This is a genomic window from Pseudomonas sp. WS 5051, assembly GCF_012985715.1.
GTDB lineage: Bacteria > Pseudomonadota > Gammaproteobacteria > Pseudomonadales > Pseudomonadaceae > Aquipseudomonas > Aquipseudomonas bubulae.
Genome location: NZ_JAAQWV010000006.1, coordinates 75,219 through 88,116, shown reverse-complemented (window position 1 = coordinate 88,116; position 12,898 = coordinate 75,219). Strand labels below are relative to the sequence as shown.

General features: G+C 55.8%; 12 protein-coding genes. 6 read left to right on the top strand and 6 right to left on the bottom strand.

The window, feature by feature from the left end; all coding sequences use genetic code 11:
- The first annotated feature begins 25 nt into the window (after nucleotides 1-25).
- The gene (locus HBN79_RS11640) at nucleotides 26-1,027 is read left to right on the top strand and encodes a diguanylate cyclase (RefSeq protein ID WP_095001271.1); all 1,002 of its coding nucleotides are present in this window, start codon (nucleotides 26-28) and stop codon (nucleotides 1,025-1,027) included.
- Nucleotides 1,028-1,171: 144 nt separating this feature from the next.
- Here the strand turns inward: HBN79_RS11640 and HBN79_RS11635 are convergent, their stop codons facing one another.
- From HBN79_RS11635 to HBN79_RS11610, 6 genes are read right to left on the bottom strand one after another with little or no spacing between them, the layout of a single operon-like run.
- The gene (locus HBN79_RS11635) at nucleotides 1,172-1,798 is read right to left on the bottom strand and encodes a riboflavin synthase subunit alpha (RefSeq protein WP_095018188.1); all 627 of its coding nucleotides are present in this window, start codon (nucleotides 1,796-1,798) and stop codon (nucleotides 1,172-1,174) included.
- On the bottom strand, nucleotides 1,798-2,586 hold the full coding sequence (locus tag HBN79_RS11630) for a class I SAM-dependent methyltransferase (protein WP_165446516.1): 789 nt from the start codon (nucleotides 2,584-2,586) through the stop codon (nucleotides 1,798-1,800). Before HBN79_RS11630 ends, HBN79_RS11635 begins: the two co-directional genes overlap by 1 nt.
- Nucleotides 2,587-2,602: 16 nt before the next feature.
- On the bottom strand, nucleotides 2,603-3,475 hold the full coding sequence (locus HBN79_RS11625; protein WP_095001395.1) for a 3-keto-5-aminohexanoate cleavage protein: 873 nt from the start codon (nucleotides 3,473-3,475) through the stop codon (nucleotides 2,603-2,605).
- A gap of 5 nt (nucleotides 3,476-3,480) precedes the next feature.
- Nucleotides 3,481-4,125, bottom strand: coding sequence for a GTP cyclohydrolase II RibA (ribA, locus tag HBN79_RS11620; RefSeq protein ID WP_232527636.1), 645 nt, complete (start codon nucleotides 4,123-4,125; stop codon nucleotides 3,481-3,483).
- Between the two features lie 14 nt (nucleotides 4,126-4,139).
- Entirely contained in the window at nucleotides 4,140-5,537 is a 1,398-nt protein-coding gene (locus HBN79_RS11615; RefSeq protein WP_130872009.1) for an MFS transporter, read from the bottom strand.
- A complete protein-coding gene (locus tag HBN79_RS11610; protein ID WP_262372442.1) occupies nucleotides 5,534-6,973 on the bottom strand; it encodes a gamma-glutamyltransferase in 1,440 nt (479 codons plus the stop codon). Before HBN79_RS11610 ends, HBN79_RS11615 begins: the two co-directional genes overlap by 4 nt.
- Nucleotides 6,974-7,404: 431 nt before the next feature.
- Here HBN79_RS11610 and prfB point away from each other — a divergent pair.
- The 5 genes from prfB to HBN79_RS11585 all read left to right on the top strand — a co-directional run bounded on the left by prfB (nucleotide 7,405) and on the right by HBN79_RS11585 (nucleotide 12,854).
- Nucleotides 7,405-8,500, top strand: a protein-coding gene (gene prfB / locus HBN79_RS11605; RefSeq protein WP_130872011.1) for a peptide chain release factor 2 whose coding sequence is annotated in 2 segments (ribosomal slippage) — nucleotides 7,405-7,476 and nucleotides 7,478-8,500 — 1,095 coding nt in all. Because the reading frame shifts where the segments join, the coding sequence is not laid out codon by codon here.
- Between the two features lie 112 nt (nucleotides 8,501-8,612).
- Complete coding sequence (gene lysS, locus HBN79_RS11600) at nucleotides 8,613-10,115, top strand: lysine--tRNA ligase (protein ID WP_095001277.1); 1,503 nt, start codon at nucleotides 8,613-8,615, stop codon at nucleotides 10,113-10,115.
- Nucleotides 10,116-10,285: 170 nt separating this feature from the next.
- On the top strand, nucleotides 10,286-10,990 hold the full coding sequence (locus HBN79_RS11595) for a TetR family transcriptional regulator (RefSeq protein ID WP_095001278.1): 705 nt from the start codon (nucleotides 10,286-10,288) through the stop codon (nucleotides 10,988-10,990).
- 12 nt (nucleotides 10,991-11,002) lie between these two features.
- Complete coding sequence (locus tag HBN79_RS11590; protein ID WP_095026621.1) at nucleotides 11,003-11,551, top strand: hypothetical protein; 549 nt, start codon at nucleotides 11,003-11,005, stop codon at nucleotides 11,549-11,551.
- 19 nt (nucleotides 11,552-11,570) lie between these two features.
- Nucleotides 11,571-12,854 carry a flavohemoglobin expression-modulating QEGLA motif protein gene (locus HBN79_RS11585; RefSeq protein WP_153326490.1) on the top strand — a complete coding sequence of 428 codons (1,284 nt, stop codon included), beginning with the start codon at nucleotides 11,571-11,573 and terminating at the stop codon, nucleotides 12,852-12,854.
- Nucleotides 12,855-12,898: the final 44 nt, after the last annotated feature.

The following is a 12,898-nucleotide window of genomic DNA, read 5'->3' as shown; positions in this document are numbered from 1 at the left end:
AAGGCAGTAATTCAGGTGAACGCGCATGAGCGACTTGCAGTTGGACGACGTTAAAACTGATGAAAACGCGGCCATGGTGTTGCTGGTAGACGATCAGGCAATGATCGGCGAAGCCGTGCGCCGAGGGTTGGCCCTTGAACAGAACATTGATTTTCACTTCTGTGCCGACCCGCACCAGGCCATTGCCCAGGCTATCCGCATCAAGCCGACGGTGATTTTGCAGGATCTGGTGATGCCGGGCCTGGACGGCTTGAGCCTGGTGCGCGAATACCGCAACCACCCGGCGACGCAAAATATCCCGATTATCGTGTTGTCCACCAAAGAGGACCCGTTGATCAAAAGCGCGGCGTTCTCGGCCGGGGCCAATGATTACCTGGTGAAGCTGCCGGACAACATCGAACTGGTGGCGCGTATCCGCTATCACTCGCGCTCCTACATGACGCTGTTGCAGCGTGATGCTGCCTACCGTGCGCTACGGGTCAGCCAACAGCAATTGCTGGACACCAATCTGGTGCTGCAACGGCTGATGAACTCCGATGGCCTGACCGGGCTGTCCAACCGCCGCCACTTTGATGAATACCTTGAGCTGGAATGGCGTCGCGCCATGCGTGAGCAGAACCAATTGTCGTTGTTGATGATCGATGTTGATTACTTCAAATCATACAACGACTCATTTGGCCATCTGGACGGCGATGAAGCGTTGCGCAAGGTGGCGGCGGGCATCCGTGATGCCAGCAGCCGGCCATCTGACTTGCCGGCCCGTTATGGCGGTGAGGAATTTGCCATTGTACTGCCCAACACTTCCCAGGGCGGCGCGCGGCTGGTGGCAGAAAAACTGCGCATGGCGGTTGAAGCGATGAAAATCCCGCATATTTCGCCGACAGCAGGCTCCAGCCTGACCATCAGTATTGGCCTGTCGACCATGACCCCGCAGCAGGGTAGCAACTGCCGTGAGCTGATTTCGGCGGCGGACAAGGGGCTTTACCTGGCCAAGAAGAATGGGCGTAATCAGGTGGGTATTGAGTGATTGCTCTCAAGACCTTGTCGCTTGCATCGCAGGCAAGCCAGCTTCCACAGGTTTTGTGTCGTTCACACAGCCGGAGTGCTTACAGCACTGTCGTGGGAGCGAGCCTGCGCGCGATGGCATCAACGGTGACTGCTTTGCCGCACGCTACAGGTTTCCCGGGAGCAGGCGGGCCAGGGTAGTCCTAAGGGTATCCACCAGGGTGCGGGTGGTCTGGTCGATTTCGATATTGACCCGGTCGCCCACCCGCAAGCTGCTCAAATTGGTCAGGGCGAGTGTTTGCGCAATCAGGTTGACCGTCACCCAGTGCCGCTCTTCATCCAGGCTATCGATGGTGAGGCTGCAGCCATGCATACCGACAAAACCCTTTTTGAACAGGTAGGCAAAGGTCGACGCATCCAGCTGGAGTTGCGCAGTCACCGTTTCGCCCAGTGGCTGCCACGACACGACCTGCGCGGTACTTTCAACATGGCCGTACAGTGCGTGCCCGCCATTCTCATCGCCAGTTCGATGTGAGCGTTCAATATTGACCTGCTCATCGATACTCAAGTGTTTGAGTGTCGTGATTTCGGCCGTTCGGTGAGAAATATCAAACGTCGCGGTGCCTGCAGAGTAGGCAACGACGGTCAGGCAGGTGCCGTTGACCGACACGCTGGCACCGATATCAACGTTTTCGAATAGAGAGGCTTTCTGGGCCAGGACGATACGTTTGTGCCCAGCCTGCGTGTGCACCGACAGCACCCGGGCAGTGCCTTGAACAATTCCGGTATACATCAGGCAGCCCTCCTTTTAAGCAGCATCAAGCCAGTGGAATACGCGGTTTTGTATTCTGCGGCGCAATAGTGCTCATAGAGTTTTTGATAGTAAGCGGCGATTGCCAGGTCGCGGACGCTTTCTTCGAACTGGCCATAGACCACGGAGCCGCTACCCAGGTGCCAATCCCTGAAATCTTCAAACGTCTTGAAGTGCACGGGTTCCTCGATACGGTGCGAGCGAATGATCTCGAAACCGTGAAGTGCCGTGACAAGGGAGTGCCTGTTGAACCTGAAATCATCGAATACCACGGGCTCGGCAATACAGGGGTATTGCTGGCGGATAGCGGTCAGCACCCGCTCCTGGATTGATCGCTCACCTTGTACATAATCGAAGTCGAACGCACAGGATAAATATAAGTAACCGCCCGGTTTCAAAGCCCTGAATAATTTATCGATAACGGTTTGTTCGTTGGGAATAAACCAATGCAGGCAGGCGGCACAGACGGCTGCGTCAAACGCTGGCCAGTGTTCGAGGGAACAGTCCAGGAAGTCGCTGACCATAAATCTGATATTGGGTGCTGCATGAGCGCGGTTGGCGTACGCAATCATGTCAGCGGAAATATCAATGCCCACGTACTGCTCAATCTTTTCTTTGTCCGTGAAGAGCAGGGTATTACCGGTTCCGCACCCGACATCCAGCAATGTGCCTTGGGGGGGCGCGAACGACAGCAATAGTTTCAAACAGCGTCTCTGCAGGTTTTTGGAGGTGCGTTGATAATTTTCGGGAGTAAACCAGACATTCTCCATTTTCTGTTTCCTCGTATCAGTCAACGATAGGGGGCAAGCCATAGCGACCTTGTCCAGGTTGCAGTCCTAGTTGTTCCCTGACCTGCCTGGGGGTGGCGGGTGTCAACTCCTGCAGGTTGGCAATGGCGGTGATGCGCTCGAGCAGGCTGCGATTACTCGCCAGGGTGGTGCGTTTATGGTCGAGCCAGATATTGTCTTCAAGGCCGATGCGGATGCCGTGACCAGAGGCGAGAGCCAGGGTATTGCTGCGCAGTTGATAGCTGCCCAGCCCGGCGAAAGAACTGACGACATTGCCCGGCAGTGAGCTGGTAATGGCTGCCATGTGCGCAAAACTGGGCTGTGCGCCAAAAATATTGCCCAGCAAAATATTGGCGTAGACAGTGGGCGGCATTAACGATTTTTTGATCAGGCAATGCAGGTAGTTCGACATGCCGCTATCAAATATCTCAACCTCGGGCGAGATGCCTTTTAGCGCCATTTGTTCGGCGAGGTAGTTGATTGTCGCCGGGGCATTAATGCTGGGCTGCGTGGAAAAGTTCATGGACGACAAGGTCAATGAACCCATATCGGGTTTTGCGTCACCGTCCAATGACAGGGGCAGCGCTCTGAGAGTCGGATCGGAAATGTTTCGACCACTGAGTGAGGCGCATAAAATCAGTTGTTTATTATATTTTCTGATGCCTTCGAAGAGAGTGGCAAATGTGTTGAGGTCGCAGGTCGGTTCGCCGGTTTTTTGATCCCTGGCGTGCAGGTGCGCAATGGACGCACCCAGTTCGGCGGCCATCAATACATCGTCGATAATTTCTGAGGTGCTGATGGGTGTGTGGGGGTTCATCTGCTTTGTTGGTAGCATGCCTGTAGGTGAAAAATTCAGAATGTAAGTGCTCATTGCGATCACCATTTTTTGTTTTTCAAGTTGATCGTATGGTGTTTTTTATTGATTTTGCTGCGCAGGTAGTCCTCGTTTTCGACGGTCAGGAAAACCCCGGAGGGCAGGGTGGTATTGATGGTGATATCGCAATTTTCCAGGGCCAGGATTTTTGCCGGGTTGTTGGTAATCAGGTCGATGTGATGAATATGCAGGGCCTTGAGCATGGCCCCCGCACTTTCAAACTCTCTCAAGTCATCGGCGTACCCGAGCATCTCGTTGGCAGTGAAGGTATCAATGCCCTGGTTTTGCAGCAGGTAGGCATCGAACTTGGAGTACAGGCCAATACCGCGCCCTTCCTGACGCAGATAGATCAATACGCCACCCCCTCGCGCGGCTATTTGCGACAGGGCTTCTTTGAGCTGGGCGCCGCAATCGCAACGCTTTGAGCCGAATACATCGCCTGTCAGGCACTCGGAATGAACCCGGGTGAGTACGGGAGTGGTTTGACAGTCACCAATCAATAGCGCGAAGTGTTCTTTATCGACACCTTCAAATGACACAAATCGGGTGAGTTGAGGAACGCCCTCTATCGGAATTTCAACGGTGGTTTTCAACGTCAATGCTTTCATCTTCAGCTCCTTGCGTAACACCACATGAGTACGGGACATACCCAGGTTTTCCGTTAATCGGACTTGAAGTGCATGGGGTCGATATGGCTCCTGTTTGAGTTGGGCAGGCGCAGTGCGCCCAGCACGGTAAGAAGTGACGCAAGCGTCACGGTGGACATGCCGATCGTGAAGAACGGCAGGTGTTCGGGAATAAAGAAGGCACTCAGAAGGGCAGGTACTGCCTGGCCGATCAGGGCGTTGTGTTGCATCACCGAACTGATCAGGATATTGGCGTGATGCATGCGGTGCTGTTGCACATTGCGCAGTGCGGTGGATGAGTAGCCGAGAAATTGAAATGAGCGTGCGCAACCGTGTAGAAAACACATCAACCACAGTGCCGGTAGTTGGCTGAGCAGTGGCGGGAAAAGAAACAGGCCCAACGTGACGGATGTCGTCAGTGCCGAATAGATGAAATAGCGTTTCAGGCAGCGGCAGCCCGTTAATAGCCGGACTGCCAGTGGTTTTGAAACAAGGTTGCCGGCGAAAATAAACAACAGGCAGTGGCCAATCGAAACGGGCGAATAATTCGAGTTTTTCATGAGGTGAATAATCAGCAGCGTTGGAAATGCATAAATGCTGATACGGAACAAACTGCCGGAGAAAATGTTGAACTTGAACGCCGGATCATTGAGCAAGGACAAATCAAACAATTGCGCCTTCGCGTGCTGGTGCAGCCTTGTGCACAGTCGTTTGCTGCCATAGAGCATTGCACCTGCGGCCAGAACGCTGCAGAAGAGCCAGTTATTCGAAGCCGCCATAAACATCATGAACAAGGCCGATGAGGACAGTGCCCATAGTGCGTAGGCATGTTTATCAAGCTGTAAACGCGGGGTTTCAGGGGCAGGCAGTGAGTACAGGGTGATGCGGCAGGCAATAATCAATCCTGCGGCAAAGAGTCCGATAGAGGCAAAAATCAGTCGCCAGTTGCCGATGTTTAACAGCAGGTTGGCCATATAGGGGGCAACCATCGGGGCGACGAGCGCAGGCGCAATCAGCCAGGCCATGGTTTTGGGAATGGCAATCTTCGGGGTGTTGGCCAGGATCAAGGCTCGTCCGGCAGGTACCACCAACGCACTGCCAAAGCCCTGGACAAGGCGGGCGATGCACAGCAGGTAAATATTCTGGCTGATGGCGCAGGCCAGGGAGGCGAGGCAAAAAATCGCCAGGCCGCACAGGAATTGTTGGGCAAGCGCGAAACGGTTGAACAAATGCCCGCTCAGGGGCAGGAACAAGACCAGGGCCAGTAGATAGGTGGCCAGTGACAGTGTCACGCCGCTGATGCTGGCGCCCAGGTCGTTGGCCATGGGGATGATGGCCATCAGCATGATGGTTGCATCCAGTACTTCCAGAAAGAAAGCACTGGCGACAGTCAGTATGGCTGCATGGCCTGAACCGCAACTGTGAGCCTTCATACCGCCAGCGCCACACCGCTGCCACGAGGGTCTGCAGCGGCGAACACCTGACCGGTCAGGGTGTTGATGCCAGCCAGCTGTACCACCCCGAATTTATCGGATAGCCCGTGAGTACAGGTAAATATCGGGTTCGTTTGTGCGGATTCGCTTAAATAGGTAATGCCGTTTGTCTTCGGGTGCCGGCCCAGATTGGCAAAGCGCGGGCTCGACAGTGCGGTTTGAACCGGGCATTGCTCAGCGATAATTTTGTAGATGACGTACGCCAGTGTCTGGGACTGCACAGGCCCCCCGGATGTACCAATGATAAATTCCAGGTGATCGGTGGTGACGCGCACGCAGTTGGTGGTGTGTTTGGCGGCTGTGTTGCCTTTGAAGGTCGAACCCAGATGGGGGCCATTGAATGAGAATGCCCGGTTGCTCAGGATAATGCCTGTGTCATCGATCTCGAACAGTGACCCCAGGGGGGTAAAGATGGAGTTGGTTATGCCGGTCAGGGTCCCGTCGGCCTCGGCACATGCCATAAAGATGGTGTGGGAGGGTTTGGACAATTGAGGCACAGGTTCGGGGTTGTCGAATTTGAGCTGTTGATAGATCAGGGCGGCCTGTTGGCTCAGGCTGTCATCGCTGTGCGTCTCTGAAGAAAGCGGCGATGCCACCCAGCTGTCGATCAGCCCGGCTGCCGTACAGAGCTGTGCCGGTGTGAGCAAGGCCGTGTCTTCGGCACTCCACTGGTAGACTTTCAAGAGCAGGAACAGCTCTTTCCATGGGCTGTTACTGCCATGCGCCGTGACATTGGCGTGCATGAAGGTGGTTTTTTTTACTTCAAAGGGGTTAGGGGTAAAGTCGGAAAAATCTTCAGGTGTATACAAATGCGGGTCGCAGGTCGACAGCGCGTCAAATACCTGCGCCGCCAACTGCCCCCTGTACATGGATGCAAAACCTTCACGCGCCAAAGTGGCCAGGGTTTGACGGTAGAAGGGCGCTGGATCTTGCTGTTGAATAAAGTATTTGTTCCATTGTGAAAATCGTGTCTGCCTGAGTGAGTCTTTAGTGCTGTTATCAAACGCCTGAATCAAACTGCTGGACGCCACCACGCCATGTTTCAAGTCATTGTCGTGCAGGTGTTTAAATACGCCGTTCAAGTCGATGTCATGTAGGCGTGTATATCGATCATAAGCTGAAGGGCAGCCATAGATCATGGTGCTGTAAATCCCTCTGCGAGGAATTGATACAAGGCCTTTATGCAAGTAGTTGTCGTGATGCTGGTGAAAACCTGTTCTGCCCGTTCCGTTGAAGATGGCCAGGTTATGGGGGGTTGATTGCATGATAATTGCGTCGCCTCCCAGGCCGCATAAGTGCGGGAGGTTATACGTCAGTGACACGGCTGCACTTAATACGGCATGCGGGGTCGCCCCTGATGTTAGATAGGCCTGCATGGCCATCATCGAGGACTTGAAGTGGGGGGTCGCTATACCGAATGAGTGACCGTTCGCTAAGTTCGACATGGGGCTGCCATTTAATTATTGGTTGTTCGGATATGGCGTGTGGGTATCAGGTAATCAGGTGTTGTAAGTGTGTTGTAGGTATAGCGGTGCAGGTTTTTAAGTGCAATTATTTGGCGCGTAGTACTTTTCTCTCAAATTGGGTAACTATTCCTATGTAGTATTCAAACTTGTCGTACGGCTGAGATGGCCTCGTCTTTCAGATGTAATTCTGTGCCCAGAATTATGTGCGACGTATCGCTCATCGAAGAAGGCTTGCGACCTGTTGTCACTGGCCACATAACCCCGCCAGGCGGGCTGCTGATACGCTCGGTTTACGGTATACTCCCCGGCTTTGTAAAAATCGCCTGAGAGTGCCGCCAGCCATGGAAATCAACCCGATCCTTAACAGCATCAAGGACCTGTCAGAGCGCTCCGAAACCATTCGGGGGTATCTTTGACTACGATCAAAAGCATGAGCGTCTGACCGAAGTCAATCGCGAGCTTGAAGATCCGAGTGTCTGGAACAACCCTGCATACGCCCAGGAACTGGGGCGCGAGCGCTCCCTGCTGGCGCAGATCGTTGAAACCCTCGATGAGATGCACACAGGCCTGGCCGATGCCAAAGACCTGCTGTTGATGGCCGCCGAGGAAGAAGACCAGGGCGCCGTCGATGACGTGGCCGCTGAAGTTGAACGCCTGCGCGAAGCCCTTGAAAAACTCGAATTCCGCCGCATGTTCAGTGGTGAGATGGATGCCAACAACGCGTACCTGGACATCCAGGCTGGCTCCGGTGGCACCGAAGCGCAAGACTGGGCCAATATCCTGCTGCGGATGTATTTGCGTTGGGCCGACAAGCGCGGCTTCGATGCCACCATCATGGAACTGTCCGCCGGTGAAGTTGCCGGTATCAAGGGTGCAACCGTTCATATCAAAGGCGAATATGCATTTGGTTGGTTGCGCACCGAGATTGGCGTCCATCGTCTGGTACGCAAAAGCCCGTACGATTCGGGCAACCGTCGTCATACCTCGTTTTCGGCTGTATTCGTTTCGCCGGAAATCGATGACAACATCGAAATCGACATCAACCCCTCTGACCTGCGGATCGATACCTATCGCTCCTCCGGAGCGGGTGGTCAGCACGTAAACACCACTGACTCGGCCGTACGTATCACTCACGTGCCGACCAATACCGTGGTGAGCTGCCAGAACGAACGTTCCCAGCATGCGAACAAAGACACCGCGATGAAAATGCTGCGGGCGCGTCTTTACGAGCAGGAAATCCAGAAGCGCAATGCCGCTTCCCAGGCCCTGGAAGACACCAAGTCGGACATCGGCTGGGGTCATCAGATCCGCTCGTACGTTCTCGACGCCTCGCGGATCAAGGATTTGCGTACCAATATCGAGCGCAGCGACTGCGACAAGGTGCTCGACGGCGATATCGACGAATACCTGATAGCCAGCCTGAAACAAGGGCTGTAAGTCGGCAACAAAACGTGTGCGAAGCCAGTGCGATGCCCATAGGGCGCGCCAAAGCCCGCTTCCCCCTGCCGCAAGGCGGGGGCAACAGAACTGTGATGGAATTTTTAAAGACATGAGCGACCAACAACTCGACCCGCAAGACCTGCAACAGGAAGAAAATGCCCTGATCGCCCTGCGCAAGGAAAAGCTTGCTGCCGTGCGTGCCAAGGGCAATGCCTTCCCGAATGACTTCCGCCGTGACAGCCTCTGCGCTGACCTGCAGAAGAAGTATGCGCAAGCGTCCAAGGAAGAGCTGGCCGAAGCCGCCATTCCGGTGAAGGTTGCCGGTCGCATCATGCTTAACCGTGGCTCGTTCATGGTGATCCAGGACATGACCGGTCGCATCCAGGTCTACGTCAACCGCAAGACCCTGCCGGAAGAAACCCTGGCCGAAGTAAAAACCTGGGACCTGGGCGACATCATTGCCGCTGAAGGCACCCTGGCCCGCTCCGGCAAAGGTGACCTGTACGTTGAAATGACCAGCGTGCGCCTGCTGACCAAATCCCTGCGTCCGCTGCCGGACAAGCACCACGGCCTGACCGACACCGAGCAGCGCTATCGCCAGCGTTACGTTGACTTGATCGTTAACGAAGACGTGCGTCACACCTTCCGTGTACGTTCGCAAGTGATTGCCCACATTCGCAGCTTCCTGATGGCACGCGACTTCCTGGAAGTCGAAACGCCGATGCTGCAAACCATCCCGGGTGGCGCTGCGGCCAAGCCGTTTGAAACCCACCACAATGCCCTGGACATGGACATGTACCTGCGCATCGCGCCGGAACTGTTCCTCAAGCGTCTGGTGGTGGGTGGTTTCGAGAAAGTGTTCGAGATCAACCGCAACTTCCGTAACGAAGGCGTGTCGACCCGTCACAACCCTGAATTCACCATGTTGGAGTTCTACCAGGCTTACGCCGACTACGAAGACAACATGGACCTGACCGAAGAGCTGTTCCGTGAACTGGCGCAGCTGGTTCTGGGCACTACAGACGTACCGTACGGCGACAAGGTGTTCCACTTTGGCGAACCGTTTGTGCGACTGTCGGTATTCGACTCGATCCTCAAGTACAACCCCGAGCTGACCGCTGACGACCTCAACGACATCGACAAGGCTCGCGCCATCGCCAAGAAAGCCGGCGCCAAGGTGCTGGGCTTCGAAGGTCTGGGCAAGCTGCAAGTGATGATTTTCGAAGAGTTGGTCGAGCACAAGCTGGAGCAACCGCACTTCATTACCCAGTACCCGTTCGAAGTGTCGCCGCTGGCCCGTCGCAACGACGAGAACCCGAACGTTACTGACCGTTTTGAGCTGTTCATCGGTGGCCGTGAAATCGCCAACGCCTACTCCGAGCTTAATGACGCAGAAGACCAGGCAGAGCGCTTCATGGCACAGGTAGCCGACAAGGACGCCGGTGACGACGAAGCCATGCACTACGATGCCGACTTCGTCCGCGCCCTGGAATACGGCATGCCGCCGACTGCCGGTGAAGGTATCGGTATCGACCGTCTGGTGATGTTGTTGACCAACTCACCGTCGATTCGCGACGTTATCCTGTTCCCGCATATGCGCCCGCAAGCGTAACGATGCAGAATAAGAAGCCGCCGTTAAAGGCGGCTTTTTATTGCCTGGCATGCAGCCAGCAGAATAATCAGGAGAGTTTGTGGGAGCGAGCCTGCTCGCGAAGGTGGCTTTCGCGAGCAGGCTCGCTCCCACAGTTTCGGTAACGCCGCTCAATTCAGAAGGAATCTGTGATGCCTCCTCAAGGCGCAGCAAATGTTGCGGTGGCGCTTGCCCAAAGTGTCGAATACCAGGGTCGCAAGGCCAGCCGGCATGGCAGCGAGCAGCGCCGCCAGTTGATTCTCGATGCTGCCATGCGCATCGTCATACGCGACGGCGTGCGGGGCGTGCGCCATCGGGCGGTGGCCGCCGAAGCGGGGGTGCCGTTGTCGGCAACCACGTATTACTTCAAGGATATCGATGACCTGATCAACGACACCTTCGCCCAGTATGTGGAGCGCAGTGCGGCCTTTATGGCCAAGCTGTGGCAGGGCACCGAAGGCAAGTTGCGGGAAATGATGGCCCAGGGCGATGGCAGCCACCGGGCGCGGGGGCTGCTGGCCGATGATATTGCACGGATGACTGCCGATTACCTTCAGCGCCAACTGCTCACCCGCCGCGACCAGTTGATGGCCGAGCAAGCTTTTCATCAGGCCGCATTGATCAACCCGCGGCTGGCGGTGCTGGTACGTGCCCATCAGCAGATTTTCCTGCAGGGTGCCGGGCAGATCTTCGAAGTGCTAGGCTCCACACAACCTCAGCAGGATGCCAAAGTCTTGACGGCGATTATCGGTCGGATGGAATATCAGGCCCTACTTGATGGCGCGCAGCCCGAGGCGGATGACGACCGTCTGGCTATTCTTACGCGTTACATGCACTTGGTGTTGGCCGCTCTATAGAAGGATGCAGGCATGAAAGTTTGGCGCGTGATGCTTATGGCATTGTCGTTTTTGATGTTGAACGGCTGTCTCGTGACCTTCAGCCAGGCCCCGATCGAGGCGCAGCCGGCACCCAAACAGCTGCTGGGCAAATGGGTCAGCAAGGATGCCTGGGGCCAGGCGCGCAATCTCGATATCAGTGCCATCGACAAAACACGCTACCAGGCCGTCGTTTACCCCAAGGGCGAACCCAAGGCCCGTGAGCGCTATGTCTTTATCGTCGCCCGCCACGGCAGCCGCTGGTATGCCTCGGCCGCGATACCGGCCAAACTGGGCGGCAACCATACCCTCAGCGGATTTGAGCTGACCGATAACGGCGAACTGGTGATCTACGATCTTGACCTGGATCAGATCAAGCAGGCCATTGGCCAGTCCGCATTGAACGGTGAGCCTGTGGAAACCGCTGAAGGGACGGGTACCCTGATCAAAAGCCCGTCGGCTGAAGTCTTTGCCTATCTGGATGACCCGGCCAATTCCGACGTATTTGTCGAAGCGGCCCGCTATAAACGTGTGGCCAAATAACGCTGTTAACTGAAGGAAGCTGCCGGTGGACGACTACCAGCGCACGATACGCACCTTGTCTGACCGCATCGTGCTGGCACAGACACCGATCCGCGTGCTGGATGCGGTGAAGTGGGATGACAGCATCCGCCAGGGCTTTTTAAAGGCCAAAGGCAAGGCCATGCCTGCAGTTGATCGCGACTATTACCTGGGCCGGCCACTGGCTTTTGATTCGGCGGCGGTGAAGTCCGAGTTCCAGAACATCGAGCGGGATATCACCCGCCAGTTGGGGCAATTCAACCCGGTCGGGCAGATCATGCGGCGCATGTGCAAGGAATACCGCATGGTGGTGCGCATGCTCGAAGCCCGTGGCACCGAGGATTTCGGGCTTATTTCCCAGGAGCTGTATGGCGCAGCTTCCGATGCGTTTCATGCTGGCGATCCGACCCTGGCTGACCTGGGCCTGATGATGTCCGATTACCTGGACAACATCGACGGGCGCGGGGCGCTCAAGGACGAAGCCAAGATCCTGACCGCCAAGGATGCCGTGAATCTGCTGCAAAGCCGCCTGAACAAGGTGTTTGGCGAGGCTGAAGAAACCATCCGCGTGTTCGAGTCCGACGGTATCGTGGCAGATGCGGCGGCGGGTGCCGATTACATCAAGATCCGTACCGATGCGATGTTCAACGAACGCGACGTGCGCGCCCTCGAAGTCCACGAAGGGCTGGTGCATGTGGGCACCACGCTCAATGGCCTGAACCAGCCGATCTGCACCTTCCTGTCCAAGGGGCCGCCTTCTTCCACCGTGACCCAGGAAGGCCTGGCAATCCTGATGGAGATCATCACCTTTGCCTCCTACCCCAGTCGCCTGCGCAAACTGACCAACCGAACCCGCGCCATCCATATGGTGGAGGAGGGCGCAGATTTCATGCAGGTGTACGAGTTTTTCCGCGAGCAAGGCTTCGAGATGCCAGAAAGTTATGGCAACGCGAGTCGGGTTTTCCGTGGGTCGGTGCCAAATGGACTGCCATTCACCAAAGACTTGTCCTACCTCAAGGGCTTCATCATGGTTTACAACTACATTCAGCTGGCCGTACGTAAAGGCAAGCTGGAACAAGTGCCGCTGCTGTTCTGTGGCAAGACCACCCTGGAGGACATGCGAACCCTGCGTCAGTTGGTGGATGAAGGCCTGGTGGTAGCGCCCAAGTACCTGCCGGACCAGTTCCGCGACATGAACGCGCTCTCGGCCTGGATGTGCTTCAGCAACTTCCTCAACCATTTGAGCCTTGACCGTATCGAAGCGGATTACTCCAACATTTTGTGAACCCTGTGGGAGCGGGCTTGCTCGCGATACAGGCGCTGCGGCGT

Bases quoted from the DNA above. Each gene is read 5' to 3' on its own strand.
- HBN79_RS11610 (WP_262372442.1), bottom strand. From the start codon at position 6,973: ATGCAGGCCTATCTAACATCAGGGGCGACCCCGCATGCCGTATTAAGT.
- HBN79_RS11635 (WP_095018188.1), bottom strand. From the start codon at position 1,798: ATGTATACCGGAATTGTTCAAGGCACTGCCCGGGTGCTGTCGGTGCAC.
- HBN79_RS11615 (WP_130872009.1), bottom strand. From the start codon at position 5,537: ATGAAGGCTCACAGTTGCGGTTCAGGCCATGCAGCCATACTGACTGTC.
- HBN79_RS11640 (WP_095001271.1), top strand. From the start codon at position 26: ATGAGCGACTTGCAGTTGGACGACGTTAAAACTGATGAAAACGCGGCC.
- HBN79_RS11625 (WP_095001395.1), bottom strand. From the start codon at position 3,475: ATGAGCACTTACATTCTGAATTTTTCACCTACAGGCATGCTACCAACA.
- HBN79_RS11630 (WP_165446516.1), bottom strand. From the start codon at position 2,586: ATGGAGAATGTCTGGTTTACTCCCGAAAATTATCAACGCACCTCCAAA.
- ribA (WP_232527636.1), bottom strand. From the start codon at position 4,125: ATGTCCCGTACTCATGTGGTGTTACGCAAGGAGCTGAAGATGAAAGCA.
- HBN79_RS11595 (WP_095001278.1), top strand. From the start codon at position 10,286: ATGCCTCCTCAAGGCGCAGCAAATGTTGCGGTGGCGCTTGCCCAAAGT.
- lysS (WP_095001277.1), top strand. From the start codon at position 8,613: ATGAGCGACCAACAACTCGACCCGCAAGACCTGCAACAGGAAGAAAAT.
- HBN79_RS11590 (WP_095026621.1), top strand. From the start codon at position 11,003: ATGAAAGTTTGGCGCGTGATGCTTATGGCATTGTCGTTTTTGATGTTG.